At 62.6% G+C, this 20,202-nt stretch carries 19 protein-coding genes; 11 read left to right on the top strand and 8 right to left on the bottom strand.

Translation table 11 applies throughout. The features are described 5' to 3' along the window. Positions 1-385: 385 nt before the first annotated feature. From FIV09_RS19120 to FIV09_RS19135, 4 genes are all read left to right on the top strand, one after another. Positions 386-1,792, top strand: a complete 1,407-nt coding sequence (locus FIV09_RS19120) for an AAA family ATPase (protein WP_152453105.1) — start codon at positions 386-388, stop codon at positions 1,790-1,792. Continuing rightward, positions 1,770-2,840, top strand: coding sequence for a ParB/RepB/Spo0J family partition protein (locus FIV09_RS19125; RefSeq protein WP_152453107.1), 1,071 nt, complete (start codon positions 1,770-1,772; stop codon positions 2,838-2,840). Before FIV09_RS19120 ends, FIV09_RS19125 begins: the two co-directional genes overlap by 23 nt. Before the next feature lie 134 nt (positions 2,841-2,974). After that, complete coding sequence (locus tag FIV09_RS19130) at positions 2,975-3,244, top strand: hypothetical protein (RefSeq protein ID WP_152453109.1); 270 nt, start codon at positions 2,975-2,977, stop codon at positions 3,242-3,244. 125 nt (positions 3,245-3,369) lie between these two features. Continuing rightward, positions 3,370-4,587 (top strand): hypothetical protein, encoded by a 1,218-nt coding sequence (locus FIV09_RS19135; RefSeq protein WP_152453111.1) that lies wholly within the window; start codon positions 3,370-3,372, stop codon positions 4,585-4,587. Here the strand turns inward: FIV09_RS19135 and FIV09_RS19140 are convergent. Genes FIV09_RS19140 through FIV09_RS19160 form a run of 5 tightly spaced genes read right to left on the bottom strand, consistent with a single transcriptional unit; the run spans position 4,530 to position 10,008 of the window. Next, positions 4,530-5,663 carry a hypothetical protein gene (locus tag FIV09_RS19140; protein ID WP_152453113.1) on the bottom strand — a complete coding sequence of 378 codons (1,134 nt, stop codon included), beginning with the start codon at positions 5,661-5,663 and terminating at the stop codon, positions 4,530-4,532. The genes FIV09_RS19135 and FIV09_RS19140 overlap by 58 nt on opposite strands. Beyond that, on the bottom strand, positions 5,660-6,988 hold the full coding sequence (locus tag FIV09_RS19145) for an oligosaccharide flippase family protein (RefSeq protein ID WP_172975800.1): 1,329 nt from the start codon (positions 6,986-6,988) through the stop codon (positions 5,660-5,662). Before FIV09_RS19145 ends, FIV09_RS19140 begins: the two co-directional genes overlap by 4 nt. Further along, a complete protein-coding gene (locus FIV09_RS19150) occupies positions 6,985-8,031 on the bottom strand; it encodes an acyltransferase (protein ID WP_152453117.1) in 1,047 nt (348 codons plus the stop codon). Before FIV09_RS19150 ends, FIV09_RS19145 begins: the two co-directional genes overlap by 4 nt. After that, positions 8,018-9,265: an oligosaccharide repeat unit polymerase gene (locus FIV09_RS19155; protein ID WP_216646973.1), complete on the bottom strand. Its 1,248-nt coding sequence runs from the start codon at positions 9,263-9,265 to the stop codon at positions 8,018-8,020. Before FIV09_RS19155 ends, FIV09_RS19150 begins: the two co-directional genes overlap by 14 nt. After that, positions 9,262-10,008 (bottom strand): sulfotransferase family 2 domain-containing protein, encoded by a 747-nt coding sequence (locus FIV09_RS19160; protein ID WP_172975801.1) that lies wholly within the window; start codon positions 10,006-10,008, stop codon positions 9,262-9,264. Before FIV09_RS19160 ends, FIV09_RS19155 begins: the two co-directional genes overlap by 4 nt. A gap of 53 nt (positions 10,009-10,061) precedes the next feature. Here FIV09_RS19160 and FIV09_RS19165 point away from each other — a divergent pair, with 53 nt between their 5' ends. Together FIV09_RS19165 and FIV09_RS19170 are read left to right on the top strand one after the other, a co-directional pair. Beyond that, positions 10,062-11,213, top strand: a complete 1,152-nt coding sequence (locus FIV09_RS19165; RefSeq protein WP_172975802.1) for a glycosyltransferase — start codon at positions 10,062-10,064, stop codon at positions 11,211-11,213. Continuing rightward, entirely contained in the window at positions 11,210-12,301 is a 1,092-nt protein-coding gene (locus tag FIV09_RS19170) for a glycosyltransferase family 1 protein (protein ID WP_152453126.1), read from the top strand. Before FIV09_RS19165 ends, FIV09_RS19170 begins: the two co-directional genes overlap by 4 nt. Here the strand turns inward: FIV09_RS19170 and FIV09_RS19175 are convergent. Together FIV09_RS19175 and FIV09_RS19180 are read right to left on the bottom strand one after the other, a co-directional pair. Then, positions 12,298-12,972, bottom strand: coding sequence for a sugar transferase (locus FIV09_RS19175; protein ID WP_254702470.1), 675 nt, complete (start codon positions 12,970-12,972; stop codon positions 12,298-12,300). The two genes, FIV09_RS19170 and FIV09_RS19175, sit on opposite strands and share 4 nt — an antisense overlap. Positions 12,973-13,083: 111 nt before the next feature. Beyond that, positions 13,084-13,815, bottom strand: a complete 732-nt coding sequence (locus tag FIV09_RS19180; protein WP_152453128.1) for a metallophosphoesterase family protein — start codon at positions 13,813-13,815, stop codon at positions 13,084-13,086. A 250-nt stretch (positions 13,816-14,065) separates the two neighbouring features. Between FIV09_RS19180 and FIV09_RS19185 the strand changes: the two genes are divergently transcribed. From FIV09_RS19185 to FIV09_RS19205, 5 genes are all read left to right on the top strand, one after another. Further along, positions 14,066-16,153 carry a YjbH domain-containing protein gene (locus FIV09_RS19185; RefSeq protein WP_152453130.1) on the top strand — a complete coding sequence of 696 codons (2,088 nt, stop codon included), beginning with the start codon at positions 14,066-14,068 and terminating at the stop codon, positions 16,151-16,153. After that, positions 16,150-16,752: a YjbF family lipoprotein gene (locus tag FIV09_RS19190; protein ID WP_152453132.1), complete on the top strand. Its 603-nt coding sequence runs from the start codon at positions 16,150-16,152 to the stop codon at positions 16,750-16,752. Before FIV09_RS19185 ends, FIV09_RS19190 begins: the two co-directional genes overlap by 4 nt. Before the next feature lie 34 nt (positions 16,753-16,786). Further along, on the top strand, positions 16,787-18,160 hold the full coding sequence (locus FIV09_RS19195; RefSeq protein WP_254702471.1) for a polysaccharide biosynthesis/export family protein: 1,374 nt from the start codon (positions 16,787-16,789) through the stop codon (positions 18,158-18,160). A 229-nt stretch (positions 18,161-18,389) separates the two neighbouring features. Next, complete coding sequence (locus tag FIV09_RS19200; protein ID WP_152453134.1) at positions 18,390-19,370, top strand: PleD family two-component system response regulator; 981 nt, start codon at positions 18,390-18,392, stop codon at positions 19,368-19,370. 3 nt (positions 19,371-19,373) lie between these two features. Further along, the gene (locus FIV09_RS19205; RefSeq protein WP_152453136.1) at positions 19,374-19,733 is read left to right on the top strand and encodes an Hpt domain-containing protein; all 360 of its coding nucleotides are present in this window, start codon (positions 19,374-19,376) and stop codon (positions 19,731-19,733) included. Here FIV09_RS19205 and FIV09_RS19210 read toward each other — a convergent pair. Continuing rightward, positions 19,730-20,110 (bottom strand): response regulator, encoded by a 381-nt coding sequence (locus FIV09_RS19210; protein WP_152453138.1) that lies wholly within the window; start codon positions 20,108-20,110, stop codon positions 19,730-19,732. The two genes, FIV09_RS19205 and FIV09_RS19210, sit on opposite strands and share 4 nt — an antisense overlap. Positions 20,111-20,202: the final 92 nt, after the last annotated feature.

Here is a 20,202-nt window from a genome sequence, read left to right on the forward strand (position 1 = left end):
ATGTGACCCTGTTACGCGCATTTTCGGCTTTCCCGAGTCTCGGTGCCCCAAAACCTGCGAATCGGAGCCCTTTCTACCGCAGACAGGTCCACCTCACCCCGCATACGGGTACCCTTTGACCTGTAGGCGGACACCCGATGCCCCCTTACCTACTGATTTTAATGAATTTATTCTGCCGAAAGTCTTAAAGATCTGAAAGATACCTGAACCTTGTACGGCTTCGCCTGCTGTTCTTATTTCAATTTTCTCTCTGGAAGAGGCCTGAAGTCCTGTCTTTGTCAGAAAATGACCCATCGCTTGTTTCAATGATTCACCTTCGGACGAAGATGTGCGATGATTTTGGCAATAACGTCGAAAACAGACGATGTCGAAGAGGTCACCGAGCATGGCACGCAAACCGGAGGTTCCCCTCCCCCCCTATTTCAATCTGGATCCGAAAGCTGCCGCGGGCAAGCTGGGCGAGCCCATAGATACCGCGCGATTCGCGAAAGCTGCGGCGTTTGCCGGGCGCGGGCGCGACGATCTGGCCAAGCGTGGATATTCGCCGGACGGGCGCAAACGGCTGCGCAAATTCTCCATGTGGGAAATCTGCCGGTACCTGATCCCGGTGGCACCCGCGCATTTGCGCCGGGTTCTGAACAAGCATCCTGACCTGCCGCAAGGCGAGGGCCAGGGGAACGCGAAGTGGTTCACCCTTGAGGATGTGTTGCAGCTTCGGGATCATTTTGCCGAAGAAGGCGTCAGCACGAAGGAATACCGCCCCTACCGGCCCGAAGGCCTGCCCGCGAAGATCGTGGCAGTCGCCAATTTCAAGGGCGGGGTCGGCAAGACCTCGACCGCCGCGCATCTAGCGATGTCGGCGGCACTCGACGGCTACAAGGTGCTGGTCGTAGATCTCGACTCCCAGGGGTCGATGACCTCCATCATGGGCGGGCAGGTTGCCGATGAATGGCAGACGGTCTTCCCGCTTCTGGCGCGAGATTACGCGACCCATTTGCAGGCCGAAAACCGGGTGCGTGAAGCGGCGGGCGAAGCTGCGGTTCCGCTGGACGAGACGTTGACGGAGGCGCTCGGCTTCGGGCTGAGTGATGTCGTTCAGAAGACCCATTGGCCGAATATCGACCTAATCGGTGCGCAGCTGAACCTCTATTGGGCGGAGTTTCAGATCCCGGTCTGGCGTATGCAAATGCGCAACTGGGCGCTTTGGGATGCGCTGACCGCGTCGCTGGAGCATGGGGGCGCGCTGGATGAATACGATATCATCCTGCTCGACACGCCACCTGCACTTGGGTACCTGACGATCAATGCGCTTGCCGCGGCCGACATCATTCTTGTCCCGCTCGGCGCGTCGTTCCTCGAATTCGACTCGACGGGCCGTTTCTTCGACATGCTGTATTCGACCTTCGCCTCCATCGAGGATGGTGAAAACGCGGCGCGGGCGCGGGCGGGGCTGCCGGAAATGCGCTTCGAATGGGACGTTGTGCGGGCGGTGATCACGCGTTTCGATGCCTCTCAGCAGACCGATCTTGCCAATGTCATACAGGCCTATTTCGGCGACATGATGAACGCGTACCGGCAGGAATACACGGCACTCGTCGGGCAGGCCGGGGAGACCGTGTCGGGCATCTACGAGGCGGATTACCGCAACTTCAATCGCGAGACGTACACACGGGGGCGCGAGGCTTTCGACCGCACTTACGCGGAATTCAAGGAGCTCCTGATCGGGGCGTGGTGGCGCGATGCGCAGGCAATGACGGAGGAGGCCCAAGATGGCGAAACGCAGACAGCTTGAAGTGCCCTCGGCCGATGCGCTGAAGGAGCTTGAAGAGGGTTTCGCACGCGAAACCACACGCGGGGGCATGCGGCCGCCCATTGCGGATGTGGTCGCGGATGCGGCGCGATTGTCCGACCCCCTGCCCCACAGCGAACGCGCCGAGGTAGCGCGGGATCGCAGTGATGCAGAGACGCTGCGCGCGGCCCGGCAGAAAGGTCTTGTCGCGGTCGAGATTCCGCTGGCGGAGATCTCGGTCGATACCCTGTCGCGGGATCGGATGGATGTTGAGGACGAGGCGCTCCAAGAACTGGTGCGCTCCATCGATGCGCATGGGCTGCGTCTGCCCATCGAGGTCTTCGGGCAAGCGGACGGGAGTTATGCGCTCATTTCCGGGTTCCGGCGGTTGGCGGCCGTGCGGCAGCTGAACGCAAGCTACGGGTCCACGCAATTCGCGACCATTCCGGCCTTCGTGCGGGCTCCGAAATCTTCGGTCGAGGCAATCCAGGCCATGATCGAAGAGAACGAGATCCGGGTCGGGATCAGTCAGTATGAACGCGGTCGGGTCGCGGCCATGGCGGTGCATGGCGGTGTGTTCTCCAGTCTCGATGAGGCGGTTTCGAGCCTATATTCATCCTCATCCAAGGCCAAGCGGTCGAAGATCCGATCCTTCGCCCTGATCCATGAGGAGCTGGGAGATATGCTGCATTTCCCGAAGGCCCTGAGCGAACGGCAATGCCTTCGCCTTGCCGGGGCGCTGCGTGTCGGTCTCGGAAGTGCAATTCGGGCAGCGTTAGAGACGCAAGTGATCTCGGATGCGGAGCGGGAATGGGCTATTCTGCTACCTCTGATCGAGGAGGCGGAGACTGGCAATGTCGATAGCGCGCGCGGCGGTCGACCGAAGAAAGCAGCGAAAGCCGCAGATCCCGGGCGCGAAATCGGGAAAGGTATCCGAATGAAGGTCGGGCGCCGGTCTGACAGCGTGTCGATTACCTTGTCCGGCGCGGCGCTCGAAGGCGTCGATATCGACACTGTTATTGCCAAGATCGAGTCTCATTTCTCGGAGTGAACGCTCAAAATCGACGCTACACTGTGACGGGGTTTCGCGCGCGAAACCCCGTTTTTCGTGCAACGTCCGGCGCCTTTGGAGCCTCTTAGTAGATTTGACCAAGGTTCTGATCGTCCTCGTTCAGGAGAGAGCTGATGCCGATTTTCGACCCTTTCAAAGGCCAGTCCGCTGGCTACGATTCCCCCGCGACGCATGGATTTGCCATCGTGCCGGATGATGCGGCGGAGCTGACCGCCCTGCCCCGTGGTGTCATCCTTGGGCAGTCCGGCGACCTCGCCGTGGTCTTCCAGAGCGGCGAATCCGTGACGTTCCGCAACCTCGCGGAAGGCATCGTCTACCCCTTCCGAGTGCGGGCGGTTCTGTCGACGGGTACGACCGCGGCTGACATCATCGGAGTGTATTGATGCTTGGCGTTCAGGCGGGCCTGCGCATGAGCGCCCTGCCCGCGACGCGTCATCGACCGCCGCCGGGATTTGCGAATAGCGGTGTACTTTTTCAATTGGCGCCACGCTCTTCGCGCGGAAAGATCATGAGCGGACTTGATCCGCGAAGTCTTGTGGATCCTGCGATCTGGTCGGGTCCGCTTTTCCACGTGGATAGTGAGCAAGGCGATGATGGTCGCTCCGGCCTCGGCGGTTTTGACGGCGATTTTTCGGAGGCTGTCCGCACTATCTATCGGGCTTTCGAGTTGGGCAATGCGACGGGTGCGGCTTATCGTGTGGCGATCAAGCCGGGCCTCTACCAGGAATCGTCCTTCACGAAGAACGGTCAGCGGGAGCCGTCCCATCCCGTGGCGATCCTCGGATGGGGTGGCGCCGTGCGGTACCGCACCGGCCCCCACAGCGTGACTTGGGCGGATCAGGGCGGCACTTTCACGACCTCGCTTTCAGCCGTTCGGCGGGTGTTTCGCAGCGATGAGACCACCGAAGCCGGGATCGCGCGCGAGCTGACGCAGGTCGAAGATGAGGGGGTATGTGCTGCGACGCCAAACTCATGGTGCGATGTCAGCGGGACGATCCACGTCAATATCGGCGCGGTGCCGGGACCGTCTGATATCATCCTTCTGCGCAGCTTCCACGGAGCGCGCTTTCTCTCGCACAGCCATGACCTCTATCTGGAGGACATCCACTGCGAGGGCGGCATCACCGGCACGCTGCATTGCGACGCAACCGCCACGCGGAACATCGTCGGCGTGCGGTCGAGCTTCCGCTACGCCGCGCCGTCAAACCCGAACGCGCCCTATGACGCGGTGCGCATTCGACGAACCAAAGGGCTGTGTGCGTTCTTCGATTGCGACGCCTCTGGTGGGGCAAAGGACGGATGGTCGTTTCACGAGGATGGCAACGCGGGAATGGAGGTGCTTTTGGAGAATTGCCGGGGTACGGGAAACGGCGCCGGGACGGCCACATCCTGCAATGGCTTCACGACCCATGATGGCGTGGTCGCGGCGCTCCTGGGCGGCGTCTTCGGCTATTCGTCGAACGGGACCGAGTTGCACTGCATACAAAATACGAAAACCTGGTGCCTGGGCACGACCGCGATAGCCCGGGACAGCGACGGCACATCGGTGGCGTTCAAATGCTCGAACGCCGCGCAGATGTGGCTGGAGAAGACGCAAGCCGATGCCAGCGGTGCGGGCACCGCGCTTGCCATCGAGGCCAATGGCGGAACGGTTCTGACCCGTGGACATCAAAGCCGGGCAGGGGGCACCGCCACGTCGAACGGTGGTTCGATCTCGACGTTCTGAACGAGGGCGCGCGCGAGGTCGGACCAGTCTGGTAAGGCCTCCGGCCGCCTCCGCCAGGTTTCGCAGCGAAACGCCGCGTCGGGCTGCTCGTATCCGAGAAGGGCCGGGACGGATGGATGGCACAATCTGTCCGGTCCGAGAATGGGCAGCCCGTAATGGCGGTAAAGCTGGATCCGGTTGGAATGTGCGCGCTGATACTCAACGCCCGGACAGTCGCGATACGCAGCGAGCCCGACATCGGCATGCGCCACGAGATCGAGCATTTGGCAGTAGGGAAGCTCCCCATGCAGAACCAGATTGGCGGGCAGGGCGTCGGGGCGCTCTTTCACGCGGCCGACGATGTGGCATCGCCAAAGCGGGTGATCTTGGGCCCAATCCGACAGGCGCCGCAGATCGATATGGCTGGTGCCTGCGCAAACAGCCTCAACCGGGTGCCGGGGCAGGTACGGATCGGCCATGCCGTCCTTGGCGGGCAGGGTGTCGCGCGGAACACCCATCGGGTCGAGCGTCACGTTGGGGTGGTCGAAGCGACGCGCCAGTTCCGGGCTGGCCAAGCTAAGCCGGTCACACATCCCGGCCCAGCGTTCCTCCGACGCTTTGAGCCATCGGGGCAGGCGCATCGCCGAGACATCATCGTTGATGCGGTAGGTGATGGACGCGTCCGGCGCCATTCGCCTTATCAGCGGAACGAGCGCCAAGGGCAGGCCGCTTTCCACGATCACGACATCCGCGCGTGAGATCGGGTCTGACAGGATAGGTACCCATTTACGGGATGATATTTGCCAGGCCCGACCAAGCATCACATCAAGAGACGGGCTGCCGGTCACCACGGGGTGGAAGGCCTGCGGGAGGAACAGGTGGTGCAGCCTTGGGCCAAGGCAGGTGCGCCCCCGGCGCGGCGCGCGACTTGGCGCGTCTCCGCTCCGGCGCTGTTTCAAACGCGCAAGATGCGAATACCCGATGGTTGCGAAATCGACCTCCCACCCGGCATCGACCAGCGCATCGGCAATCCAATGAAAGCTGGCTCGGCGATCCGACCATGGCAGATGCGTGGACAGCAGAACCGCGCGCTTCATGAGACGACGAGCCGTGGCCGCATCGCGGCGGTCTTGGTCGCGGCGAGGTAGAGCAGCGAGCCAAGGCCGATCAGGGCCAGCAGCCGCAGCGGAGAGGGATCCAGAACGAGCAGGGGCGTGGATCCGAGCAGCATCACCGTCGGTGCGAGAAGCATGCGAAGGGACGGCATGTGGGCGATTGGCCAGCCTGCACGATTGCCGATGAGGCTTTGGCCGAGCCAGAAGATGAGGGCGACGACAGACAGGCCCGCGCAGGCTTGGAGGAACGTATGGTCTTGAGATATCCAGATCGCGGCGCCGGAGGCTCCGAGAAGTCCGGCGCTTCGGCACAGCAGGAACCCCGTGCGACCGCTGGCTGCCATGGCTTGCAGCCAGGGCATCGATAGTGCCGCGAAGAGGCCGAAGGGCGCCAGCGCGCGAAGGAGAGGCGTCACCATCTCAGCATGTGTCGCACCGACAGCCACCAGCGCGATATCGGGCGCGGCGATAAAGAGACCCGGCCACGCCCACATCGCGATCCGTGCGGTGTGCTGCGTGGTCTCTGACAGGAGCTGGGGCGCGCGGCGCAAGGCGGGCAGGGCAGCAAGGCGCAGGGGGGCGAGGGTCATCGCCTCGGTCAATTGCACGAGCCGCACAGCGATCTGGAACGCGCCTGCGGCGGCAAGGCCGAAGAAGCCCGCGACGAGCATTTGCGCCAGTGGGAAAAGACCGGACGAGAGCATGTCCCGGGCCCCGATCTCCGCCGGACGTCGCCAGAGATTTGCAAGCTGTTTGCGCGCAGGCCACGAGCAGCGGAGCGGCATCGCCACAAGGGCCAGCGCGGAGGTCGCAGCTGTCGCAGTCAGGGCGAAAACCGCGAGAGCATAAACCCCCGCTCCCAGCCACAGCGCCAGAGCCGCAGAGATCGCAGCCAAGGCTTGCGCGGCCACGGTGCGGAGCGCGAGGCTGCGCAGGTCCATGCGTTTGCGCAACTGCCCTTCCGGCACGGCGCCGAACGCGCCGAGAAGCGGCAAGGCGGAGAGGAGCGCCATAAGCGGCAGATCAACGACCAGACCAACGGTCAGAAAGCAGGCCGACACCGCGCCGCCGAGGATCAGGCAGAGGCCGGTCAGGGCGCGAATGTCGGCGCGGCGCTCCGCCACGAGGATGACCGCTTCGGAGAACCCGATCCGCAGGGCGTTCTGAAGCAATCGTATCGGCGCGAGGCAGACCGCAAAACGCCCGAGATCGTCGAGGGACAGCACGCGGGCCGCAGCCAGGAACACCAGCGCCGACAGCCCCAGCCGGGACCATTGCAGGAGCACCGCCCAGCCTGCGCCGGTCAATGCCGGACCACCGCTGCGCGAGGCGGCGCGGTGTTCAGCGCCTGGGCCACGGGACGTTCCAAAAGCGTGAAGACGATCCAGCCGATGCCGGCCGCAAGGATGATCGCGACGGCGCAGAACAGGGACGCAGACCAGGGGGCGGCGGGGAGCAATGGCAGTAGGACCAGCGTCAGAGCCCGAAGCGTGAAACGGTGCGAGAGGTATATCGCGAAGCTTGCGTCGCCGATCCATTGCAGCGGCCAATGCATGCGCGGTGCGGCAAGCGTCACGGCAGCAACGATCATTGCTGCGGGCAGTCCCGCCGCGATGAAGCGGGGCAGGGGGGTGCCGTCGAGTGCGATCAACAGGATCAGACCGACGAGGCCGAGTGCCAAGGCAAGAGGCGCATTCCCGCGCCGCACATGCCACAGCCGGGCAAGGGCCATGCCGAAGACGAATTCAAGACAGATCGGGTTCGTGGCAAAGACCCAGATTGTCTTGACCTGATCGGGTGTCACGGATGGCAAGGGGCCCTCAGAGCCGCTGAGCGCGCCGAGGAGTGCCAGAAAGGCAAACAGGCCGCTAACTGCCAGAACAGGGCGTTTGAGCGTCATGCAGGCGCTCAGAGCGGCGTAGAAGGCCATCTCATAGTTGAGCGTCCATCCCGGCGACAAGACGGGTGCTATCCGGCCATCGTACCGTTCTGTGGGGAAAAACAGGTAGGATCCAAGGATCTGGCCGGGCGAAAGGTCTGTTTCCTTGATGGCGCCGGGCGCGGTCAGCAGCGCCAATACCATCAAGGTGGTGAAAAGGTAGTAAAGCGGCGCGATGCGGAGGAACCGGCGAGCGAGGAAAGCGCCCGCCCCCGCGCGCCATTTGTCGGCGGAGCGGATCACGATGAAGCCCGAGATCACGAAGAACAGATCGACGCCGCGCGTCCACGGGATCGCATCGCCGGGCAGGTCGATGGCGAAGTAATGCTCCGCCTCGGCGATGACATGCCCCGTCAGCACCATCAGAACCGCAAGCGCCCGCGCGAATTGGAGGCCTTCAAGCCGCTCCATGGGCGGACTCCATCGTCGGTGGGCAAGTTCGGATCCTGCGTCCGGACCGGTACACCCAAAGGATGCAGAGCGTCCCGAAGATCAGGTTCTGGTGCAGCAGGTAATTGCCATGCGGGGAAAACAGCAGCGCGGCCCCGATCTGCGCGTAGAGAATGGCCCCCAGAAGGCTTTCCCGTGCGCGGTGATAGGCGATGCGCGCCAGGAAGAACGCAAATGCCAGGAAAAGCGCCCCGCCAAATGGTCCGAAATCCACGTAAGGCCCTGAGAAAAGGGAAAATTCACCGCCTCCGCGCGCTTCTTCCAAAGCGTCGATCTGAGCCGGGAAAGTCGCATCATACACGCCGTCAAGACCCATGAGGATCACCGGTCCCCGGAAGCTCACACCGCCGAGAGTGTGCGGGATATCCGTCTCGAACGGGGCGAAGCTGTTCCACAGATCATTGACGAAATAGAACGCAAGCTTCTGCCCGGCGATGGTCAGAACCGGATCGGACAGGGTGGGATTGGTCAGCGCCTCGCGCAGCACCCAGATTCCGCAGAACAGGGTGGCCAGAAGCGGGATCAGGAACACCGCGCGCAACCGGCCCTTGGCGAGGCTCCATGCCAGCCAGGACGAGATCAGGAACTGCATCAGCAGAATCCGCTGGCTCAGCACGATGGGCAGAACGAGCAGGCAGAACGCGCTGAGCAGGATGATCCGCCATGCGCGTCTTCTCCCCTGCCGCGACAGCGAACCGGACGCGATCAGCGCCGTGGCAAGGCAGGCCAGCGCGGGCAGGGCGCCGTAGCTGAGCCGCATTCCGGGAAAGAGCGTGTTGTCGAGAAGGATGCTGCGCAGGATCGCGGGTTCTTCTTGCGCAAGATGCAGGAAATGGCCGGGCCCGCCCGCCTTGGGCACCGACAGGAGGATCCAGACCAGCGTGATGGCGACGAACACCCTGGTCAGTCGCTCCGCGCGGTGCACAACCAGATCGGGTGCGACCCCGATCCTGAATGCCGCGCGCGGCGTCGACACCAACTGCGCCGAAAGGCTTCCGGCAAGCGCGGACAGCATAGCGATCACGAGCCAAAGCCCGCCCAACAGCCCGAACCGGTCGAGGGTGATACCCGACCGCGCCATGAAAAGCGGCAGAAGGTCGAACGTGTCCGGCATCGCAAGGGCGATCCAGGCGATCCCTCCCGAAAGGCACCATGTCAGTGTCAGGAGCGACAGGGGAGAGAGGAGCCCGATCACGCGGCGCACCGATCCGGAAAACGCGTCTCATAGATCTCGATATCGGCCGCGCAGACCGTTTCGATCCGGCGTCGCAGGCCTTTCGACAGTGCAGGTGCCGCGGGGGCGCGGTTGCGCGACAGCATCGGCAGGGGCGAGGCCACCATCCGCGCAAGATCGCGCCGGAAGAGGTCCGCCGCCTCCAGTCGGCCCACCAGATCGAGACTGTTCAGGCCCGATTTGGCGCGGATAATCTCTGCGGTCATGTCTCCATCGGGCTGCGCCCACTCGCCCGAGAAATAGAACAGGACCTGCGATCCGATCCGCCAGGCATCCCGTGTCTCGCAAAACGCATCGATGTTTTGCGGGCGTGCCGGGTCCGGGTGGGCCCGCTGCAGGTAGTGGTAATGCGACACGAACCGCGCCACCGGATCGCGCAGGAGCGTCACCCACCGGTGCCCTTGCCCCGGACCGGCATGCAAATCCGGCGCGTAATGGGCGTGCGCGGCGATGACCTGCTTGCCCCGCTCCAACTGGCGCAAAAGCGCGATCCTGCGCTGTGCGTAATCGGCGCGGATCAGGGCGTCGCCCGCAAGAGCTGGCTCCAGCGACAGCGCCGCCTTGCGTGTGGCCGCAAGGTCGATCGTGGCCTGCGAATAGAAGCTGCGCAGCCGCAACGCCGCGCCGAAGCTCGACCCGCCGCATTTCGGGACATGGATGTAGACCACTGGGCGCAAGACAGGCTCCTGAAGCGCATTAGGCATTTGGTAACCATCGCGCATGCAGGGTTAACGCGAGTTTAATGCGGAGCGGCGTGATGAGAATCGTGCATATCCTGACGCGGATGCAGCGCGGCGGGTCTGAGGAAAACACCGCCGAGGTCTGCCGCTGGCAAGCCGCGGCGGGCCATGACGTGTGGCTGATCCATGGCGGGGATGCACATCCCTGCTGGCACGGGATGATGCCGGGCGTGCGTCGCCTTGCACTGTCGAGCCTCGTGCATCCGGTCGATCCGATCCGGGATCTCAAAGCGCTCAGGGTCATGCGCAGGGTCCTTGGAGACCTCACGCCAAATATCGTGCACACGCATCAATCGAAGGCCGGCGTCATCGGGCGGCTCGCAGCGGCGGGGCAGGGGGCGCGCATCGTGCATGGCATGCATATCATGCCGGCCGAGGGCACGCTGATGCGCGCAGCCGAGCGTCGAGTGACGGCCCTGACGGACCGGTTCATCGGGGTCTCGCACGCAGTCTGTGCGGCGCATACGGCCTTGCGGCTGGCGCGACCGGACGATTCGGTCTGCGTGCGTTCGGGCCTCGATCTCGACCGGTTTCGCACAGCGCTTCCGCCGCCCGACATGCTTGGGCTGCGGGGGGGTCATGACCCCGCAACACGACCCATGATCGCGCTTTTGCTGGCCTCGCTGGAGCCGCGCAAAAACCACGCGCAGTTTCTCAAAAGCTGGGCGGCCGCCTGTGCGGATGTGCCCGGAGCGCGGCTTTTGATCGCGGGGGAGGGGCCGCTCGATGGTGAGCTCAGAACGTTGATTTCCGCGCTCGGTCTGCAGGATCGCGTGCAGCTTCTTGGGTATCGGAACGATCCCGAACGGCTGATCGCGATGGCGGACGTGGTGTGTCTGCCCTCCGAGCGCGAAGGCTTGCCGCGGGTCGCGATACAGGCTCTGGCCGGTGGCAAGCCGTTTGTCTGCACGCGTCTGCCCGGCATGGCGGAATTGATTTCTGTCCAGCGTACTGGGCTGGTCGCGGATGGGCCGGGGGGCGTGGCGCGCGCAACGCTGGCCCTGCTGGCCGACAAGGAGCGGCTGGCCGAGATGCAGTCCGAGGCGCGAAAAGTGGATCTCTCGCCCTGGTCATTGGAGGCACTCGGACCCGCGACCACGCGCGCTTACGGCATGAAACCCAGATCCACGCCGCGGGCCCGTGTTTCGAACGCGCAACCTGTCGCATGAGCCTTGCCATCAACGCCCGGTTCCTGACACAGCCGGTTTCGGGTGTTCAGCGCTATGCGCGCGAGGTGCTTGGCGCGCTCGATGCGCTTCTGGTCGAGGACCCGGAACTTGCGCAGCGTCTGGGCCCGGTCACCGCCTACACCCCGCACAGGCCCGTCGCAGACCCGGATTGGTCACAGATCAAACTGGAGGTTCTGGAGGGCGCGCGCAGTCACCTCTGGGAACAGACAACGCTTCTGCGCGCCACGCGCCAGACCCGGCTGCTGAGCCTCGGCAATAGCGGGCCGCTCCTGCATCCGCATCAGATCGTGGCCTTCCACGACACGCATCTGTGGGACATGCCTGACGCCTATGACTGGCGCTACCGTCTCTGGCACAAGACTTTGCGCGGGCCGCTGGCGCGCCGTGCCGCCAAGACGGTCACCGTCAGTGCGCATTCTGCCAATGCGCTGGCCGCGCGGTTGCGGCTGCCGGAAGCGCGATTCCGGATCGTTCCGAACGCGGCCGATCATATCCTGCGTCAGGTTGATGATCCGTCGATTTGTGCCCGGTATGACCTTGCGCCGCGAAGATACCTGCTGAGCGTGGGAAACGCGTCCGAAAACAAGAACATCCCGCGCTTGCTCGAAGCACATGCGCGAATCCCTGATGCGTTACCGCTGGTCATCGTCGGGGGCGATGCGCCGGGGCTCGCCAAGGTTGGGCTGACGCCCCAGGGCGCAGGTGCGCGCCTGATCGGACGCGTTGCCGATTCCGAGCTCGCAAACCTGATGCGCTATGCCGGCGGGTTTGTTTTCCCATCGCTCCATGAGGGGTTCGGTATCCCGCCGCTCGAGGCGATGGCGCTGGGGGTTCCGGTGGCCGCGGCACGATCGGGCGCCTTGCCCGATGTTCTGGGCACGGCCCCCCTCTGGTTCGAACCGCGCAATACCGACGATATCGCGCGCGCATTGTCAGACTTGGGAACCCTGTCGTCGTCCCGGCGTATTGCCATGATCCAAGATGGGTTGCGTCAGTCTTCGCGCTACCGATGGAGGTCTAGCGCGCAGGACCTGGTGCACGTGCTTAAAGGCTCCGACGCGGCCTAGCTCCCGGTCTTTGAAAAGAGCGCGCCTGCGGTTCGCACAAGCAGGGTCAGATCGCCCCGAAAGCCGAGGGTCAGCGCATAGCGCCGGTCACAGGCCACGCGCTGGACGTAGCAGCCGCACGTGCGCGCCTCGACCTGCCAGAGTCCGGTTATGCCCGGGCGCAGTGCGAGATAAGCCCAGACATCCTGATCGTAGCGGTCCAGCTCTTCATGCGTCACGGGGCGCGGCCCGACGAGAGACATATCGCCCCGGATGACATTCCAAAGCTGCGGCAATTCGTCGAGACTGGTGCGGCGCAGAAGCTGCCCGAAACGGGTCACGCGGGGGTCATTGGTGAGCTTGCGCCCTTCGGCCCATTCGCGGGCGGCAGCCGGATATCTTTGCAGGTGATCCGCGAGCATACGTTCCGCGTTCGGCACCATGGTGCGCAGCTTCAGGCAGCCGAATCGGCGTCCGGACAGCCCGATACGTTCGTGGACGAAAAAGGCCGGACCACCCTGACAGCGGAGCAGAAGCGCCAGGAGTGCTATCAGCGGCAGGGAGAGCGTCAGAAGAAGCGCCGCTGCTGTCAGATCGAAGGTTCGTTTGCCAAGCCTTGCATAGAAAAAGGACGGTGTGGCCGTGGCCAGTGCGCGATTGGTGATCGACACGTAATGGACTCCAAAACGCAAGCCCACCCACGCCTCGGTCAAGCACAGAAAACGAAAACTTCCTTAAGACATGATTAAGCGCGCTCGTGTCGCGTCGGCTTTTGGTGTTTTTTAGCGCCGTGACCGGGCGGCTCAGGTCGAGACCAGTTCGATACCGTCCGGCGTGATGACCGCAGCTGTCAGCCGACCGGTCGCATAGGCCCCGGTATCGAGCGAAATGCGGCCATCCGCGACAATCGCTTCGTCCACGATCGTGTGCCCATGCGCGATCCACCATCCGTCCTGGCGTGGCGTGGTCATGAAATCGGGATGTCCCCAGATCAGGGTGCGTGCGGGGTTGTCCTCTATCGGGACGGCAGGATCCGCGCCCGCATGCAGGACGGCGATGTTGCCGGACCACCGGATCAGCGGCAGCTCCCGCACCCAGTCTATGAGTTCCTCGCCGACTTCGTTCACGAAGGTATTGCGCGCTTCGCGTAGCTTCATCCCGCGCGTCATCTCGGACAATCCGCGTATCCCGAGATCGGCCAACGTCTGCAAACCCCCATTGCGAATCCAGCGCGGTCCCTTTTCTTCGGGCGACGTCACGAAGCTCACGAGCATGTCTTCGTGGTTGCCCTTGAGGCAGGTGATCTCTGGCCGATCCTTGAGAAAGCGCAGGGTTTCGACGGAGGCCGGTCCCCGGTCGATATAGTCGCCCACACAAATCACGGGCACATCGCCAGGCAGTTTCTCCAGAAGAGCCTGCAGAAGGTCCAGCCGTCCGTGGATGTCACCGATGACCGCGAACGAAGCTTCGGGTTTCGGATCCTCGAAGACAGGTTTCGGTGCGGCGCGTAGGCGTGCGAGCAGAGATTTCAGCATATTCCCCCCGATTGACGTCGGTATTCGGCACTAGCCCCCTGGTTGGTGCGTTACAACGCACTTTGTCGTGGGCGACGTCCCCCTCTGACGGGCGGTTTATCGCCGAAAATGCGCGGTTTGTTCCAATGTCCCGCTTTATTGTGGCGCAACAGCAACAGCGAGGTAAAGGGTCCAGAAAAAGCGACGGTCGCAGGGGTGCCCGTCTCCCCGACTTCGCCTATCAGGAGTCGGGATTTCAGGGGGAATTCACGTGAAGCGCGCCTTGGCTACGATTGCGATTGTCACAGCTGCAAGCGGAGCAGCTGCGCAGTCTGGTTTCGAGACCGGCTACAACACCTACGGTGTGCCGGGCATGGTGGACATGCCGAACGCGTTGGTTTTGCCGGATGCGGAGCTTGGCTTTTCGTTGACGCAGTTCGATGGGACACTTCGGATCACGGGGGCGTTCCAAATCCTCCCGCGTTTGACTGGAGCATTCCGTTACTCTGTCATCGACGGCTTTCGCGGCCGCGGAACGCTATATGATCGCAGCTTCGTTCTTCACTACCAAATTCTGAATGAGCAATCCGTCCGTCCGGCGCTGGCCTTGGGGATCAACGACCTTTTCGGCACGGGGGTGTATTCCGGAGAATATCTCGTCGCGACGAAACATCTGGGCTCTCGTCTCAGGGCGACGGGCGGGATTGGCTGGGGCCGCCTCGGCGAGCGCAACGGCTTCCGCAACCCGCTTGGCGCTTTGAACGACGGATTTGAAACCCGACCAGGTCGTGACTTCGGGGTTGGCGGTGAAGCGGAATTCGATCAGATCTTCCGCGGTGACGCTGCATTCTTCGGAGGGGTCGAGTTTCAGGCCTCTGACAGGTTGAGCTTCGCCGTTGAATACTCGTCGGATGAGTATTCCCAGGAAGTCGGACCGTCCTTCGACTACAATTCACCGTGGAATTACGGGCTCACCTACAAGGTCCGCGAAGATCTGTCGCTGACGGCCAGCTACCTTTACGGCTCGACCATAGGCGTAAGCCTGACATTCGCCGCCAACCCCAAGCGTCCGCCGAATACCGTGGGCCTCGAGCCTGCGCCCTATCCTGTCACGCCGCGCGCATCCGTCGATGCCGAAGCGCTCGGCTGGACCTTGCCTGACAACGGTAACGCAGCGATCGCCCAGGTCCGCGATGTCATGGAGGCCGACGGGATTGCGCTGCACGCGTTCCGGCTGGTCGGTGACACGATCCGCGTCGAGATCGAAAACCAGCGTTATCGCACGACGGCGCAGGCCGTGGGGCGCACTGCGCGTATCCTGACCGCATCGATGCCACCTGCCGTCGATACGTTCGTGATCGTGCCCGTTGTGCTGGGTATCCGGACCGCAGATGTCACGATCCGGCGGGACGATATGGAAGAGCTGGCCTATGATCTCGACAATACCTGGTCGAGCTATGCCCGCGCGCGCTTTGACGCGTCCACCACGCAGCTGGCCCCGCTTGGCGAAATCTACCCGCGCTTCAATTACAACATCAGTCCTTACCTGACGCCGAGTTTCTTTGACCCGGATGATCCCGCGCGTTTCGACGTGGGCGTTGAACTCAATGCCTCGCTCGAGCCGGTCTCGGGCCTGCTGTTCGAAGGCGCCGTGCGGCAGCGCTTCGAAGGTACGCTGGACGAGTCGACCCGCGTTTCGAACTCCGTGCTGCCGAAAGTCCGGTCCAACACGAATATCTTCCAGCGCAACGCCGATACGTTCATGACGTATCTGACGGGCACGTATTTCTTCAAACCTGCCGAGGACTTCTACGGGCGTGTCACGGTTGGCTATTTCGAAACGCAATATGGTGGCATCTCGACCGAAGTCCTGTGGAAGCCGGTTGGTAGCGATCTCGCGCTCGGGCTAGAGGCGAATTACGTCAAGCAGCGCGCGTTCGAGCAGGGCTTCGGCTTTCAGGATTACGAGATCGCGACGGGCCATGCCTCGCTCTATTACCTGTTCGAAAACGGGTTCGAGACCAAGGTGGATGTGGGTCGCTACCTCGCAGGCGATTGGGGGGCGACGTTCACGCTGCAGCGTACCTTCAAGAATGGCTGGAAGGTCGGGGCATTCGCGACCTTCACGGATGTGCCGTTCGACGAGTTCGGCGAAGGCTCCTTCGACAAAGGTCTGATGGTCACGATTCCGATCGATTGGGTGCGCGGTACTCCGACGACGAACGAGTTCAACTACATCCTGCGGCCGATCCTGCGGGACGGTGGTGCAAAAGTGAATATTCGCAACCGTCTCTACGAATTGGTCACAGACAACCACCGCCCGGCCATGCGGGACGATTGGGGCAGGTTCTGGAAATGATGCGGATTGTCTCTCTCGTGACGCTGATTGCCGTGCTGGCAGGGTGCTCGGAAAGACCGCCCTTCGGCACGTTCCGCGCCGGGCTGACGCCTGAAGTCGTGGCGACTGTCGACAATGAGCTTCTTTATATCGGCGTTGAAGGTCTGAGCACAGAGTCGACCGTGCAGCCTGCGGAACGTATCGACGGCGTCATCAACTGGCGCACCGTGGACAATTCGTCCGAGATCGCGACCCGCAACGGCTTGATCGTGGCCACTCGGTCTTTGGGCAATGACCTGATGTCCGCAGATGTCACAGGCTCCGTCGCGGCGCTGCAAGGACGGGACGGCGGTGAGTATTACCCGCGCTTCCACACGCTGCTCGACGGGGAATACCAGCCGCAATTCACGAGCTTTCAGTGCATCATCGAAAACCGCGTGGCAGAACCGCTGACGATCCTGGATCGAACCTACAGTGCGATTCGCCTCGACGAGGTTTGCACGACACCGGGCAAGACGGTGACGAACACTTACTGGATCGATCGGGACGGGGGCGTGTTGCGTTCCCGCCAATGGATCGGCGAGGATGTGCAATACATCCAAACGGAACGACTGAAATGACCCCGGCCATCGGGATCGCAAAGAGGGACGTCTAATGAGCAGAGCGCTGTTCGGATCGATCATGGCGACATGCGCCGTTTTACTGACGGGTTGTGGGATCAGCTACACGTCTCCAACCGTCAGCCAACAATCGGGCGGTGCGGAAGTGCGTGTCGTGGATGTCGATCCGCAAACGGTGCTGGTCGCAAATCGCGCGCGCTACACGCCGCGTTCCCTGCCGGAGATATATTACCAGGCAGCGGGCGGCTCTCAACTGCGTGGGATAGATTCGCTGCCTGCGGAGCCCTTCCTGCCAGACGAACAGCGCCGGGCGCTTGAGCTGCGCATTCCGCCTGATGTCCCGCCGCAGCCTTACCGGATTGGCGTTGGCGATGTCGTCCTCCTGGCCACGAAATCCGCCGGAACGACCGTCGAAGAACTTTCAGGGCTGCTGGCAGCTCAGAATGCCCGCCAAGGCTATACCGTGCGCGATGATGGCGCGATTGCGATTCCCGACCTCGGCACCGTGCAGCTTGCCGGCATGACGATTGAGGAAGCGGAAGCCCGCGTTTTCGAGGCGCTCGTGGACAACCAGATCGACCCGGCCTTCTCGCTGGAGATCGCGGAGTTCAACTCGAAGCGCGTGGCTGTCGGTGGCGCTGTCGGGGAACCGACCCTTGTCCCGATCACGCTCAATACGCTGGACCTCGGTGAAGCGATCACGGCCGCGGGCGGCGTCCAGGTGTCGAATGAGGAGTTCGCCTCGATCCGCATCTATCGCGACGGATCGCTCTACCAGATCCCTTTCGAGGATTTCCTCGCGCGGCCCGATTTGCAGCGCAAGACGCTGGTCAACGGGGACGCGGTATACGTCGATACCAGCTATGATCTGGAGCAGGCGCTCGAGTTCTATCGCTCGCGTATCGATGTCATAAACGTGCGTCGCTCCGCGCGGAGTGCCGCTATTGACGAGTTGCAGGCCACTGTGAACCTCCGCCGTGGTGAGCTGAACGAACGGCGCGGAAATTTCGAGTCGCGTCTGGAGCTTGGCGCAGAGGCCCGCGATTACGTCTACCTTGCGGGCGAGGTGACGGAGCAGAGCCGCTACACCATGCCTTTCGAGCAGCAGGTGACGCTCGCGGACGTTCTCTACGGAAGCGGCGGAATGCCCACGGCCACGGGCGATCCGTCGGAGATCTACGTCCTGCGCGCCTCCAGCAATCCGGCGGAGTTCGGCGCGGTCACGGCCTGGCACCTCAATGCGAAGAATGCAGCCAACCTGACGCTGGCGACCCGCTTCGAGATGCGTCCGAACGACATCGTCTTCGTCGAACAGCAGCCGATCACGAAATGGAGCCGCGCTCTGAACCAGGCGCTGCCGACCTTGATCAACACGTCGATTTCCGCGGCAACTACAGCCGTCCGCTAATCGTCAACGCTAAAACAGCATGACCCCGTGATGCGGATCGCATTGCGGGGTCTGCTGCGTTTGGGCCTGATTTTAACCTTACGGCGCTTCAACTCTGCAAAGTCAGGTTTGTCCGCGCCCCCGCAATTGGGCAGCCATCGCCCCATCCTTGCCCAATTTGCACCATCATCTACCGAGAATATCACTCCCAGGCGGCAGGTAATCCATCTGCCAGCGATAGGAGACAGATATGCGCATTCTCGCGGTCGATGACGATCCGATTATCCTCGATCTGCTGACAGCGGTCCTCGGGCAGGCGGGCTATACCGACCTCGTGACGGCGCGCTCCGGTGAACAGGCGCTTTCGGTGCTTGAAACCGTGGAGCAGCCTTTCGATTGTTTTCTCTTCGATATCCTGATGCCCGGCATCGACGGCGTGGAGCTTTGCCAGCGTGTTCGGGCGATGCCGAGCTATGCCGCAACGCCTGTTCTGATGGTGTCGCGCCTCGACGAAAAGAAGCATTTCGATCGGGCTTTCAGTGCTGGCGCCAATGATTACGTGACGAAGCCGTTCGATGCGACTGAGCTAAAAGTGCGTATCCGCCTTGCCGAGCAAGTGTCGAACCAGCAGAAGATTATTGCTTCGCAAGGGCTGGATCGGTCGACTAAAGTCCGTTTGTCTGAGGCGTTCATGCTGGACGATGTGCCGGGTGCGATCGACAATCTCGCGCTCGATGCCTACCTCGAGCGCATTCCGAACGGCCTGACCGCGATGCAGTTCTTCGCGGTCAAGATCGGCAACATCTCGGATCTGCATCGCAAGGCCACGCCGGATGAATACCGTCTGATCATCAACTCGGTGGCAGATGCGGTGACCGATGTACTGTCAGGCAGCAGCTACTTCATCACCCATAGCGGCAATGGCGTTCTGTCGTTCATCGTGCATGGTCATATCGACATGACTATCGAGGAAACGTCCCGGATGGTGCGCACGGAAGCAGGCAGCCTCGACTTCGTGCTGACCTCCGGCGAACATGTCATCCCGGAAATCATCGTCGGGACCAGCAGCGCGACCCGGACATTGACGAGGACCGCGCGGATCCAGGCCCTGAGGGAATCGATCATGGATGCCGAGGACGTTGCCACGATGGTAAAGCGCCTCGGGCCCCAAATGGCGCAGAACACCGACGAACGGCCGGGATTTCTGGACCGTTTGATGGCGGGGTTCTAAGCGATGGCGCAGGTTGGTCAGGCCGCAATCGCGCGAGACGATCCGATGCAGATCATCAAGCAGCGGTTCATCGACGGTCTCGAGGAGCGGCTTGCCGAACTCGAAGGGTTGTTCGAACTTCTGGATGATGGCGAGAATGCCGCGCGGGTCTGGGCTGAGATCCGTCTTCGCGTGCACCGCATCGCCGGAGTTGCCGGAAGCCTTGGCTTCGCGGCACTCGGCGCGCGCGCGGCCCAGATCGACAATGGTATCGACGCGATGCTCACGCTGGAGCCGCCATACGATGATCGCAACCTGCGGAGCGCGATGGATTCGCTTCTCGACGATATTGACGAAATTCTGGAAACAGAGGCGGCGGCCTAGTCTTTCGCAAGCATCGCCTTCAGCTCATCAGTAAGGGTCATCGGATCGAACGGCTTTGAGATGAAGCCCTGTGCGCCGGTACGCTTCACCAACGCTGCGGAGCTGTCATGTGTCTGCGCCGACATGAAGATCACGGGCAAGGTGTCGTATCCCGGCACTTCGCGCAACGCATGCAATGTCTCTTCCCCGCTCATATCCGGCATCATCTGATCCAGAAGGATCATGTCGGGCGACAGGTTCGGAGCCTCCGCAACCGCATCCGCGCCGCGAGAGAATTGGTGAACCTGCAATCCGCCCACCATCTCAAGCGCCAGGCGCGCGATTTCCTGGATGTCCGGGTCGTCCTCCACGTGAAGAACGGTCGTCAGTGCTGTCATGGGCGCCTCCGTTTTGGTGAGCTATGCCACATAATGCGCGTAAGCCTCTCGGATTTCGTTGGTTTTTGGCAACATTCCCGTACTTCGTGTGA

The sequence above is a fragment of the Roseivivax sp. THAF197b genome, assembly GCF_009363255.1.
GTDB lineage: Bacteria > Pseudomonadota > Alphaproteobacteria > Rhodobacterales > Rhodobacteraceae > Roseivivax.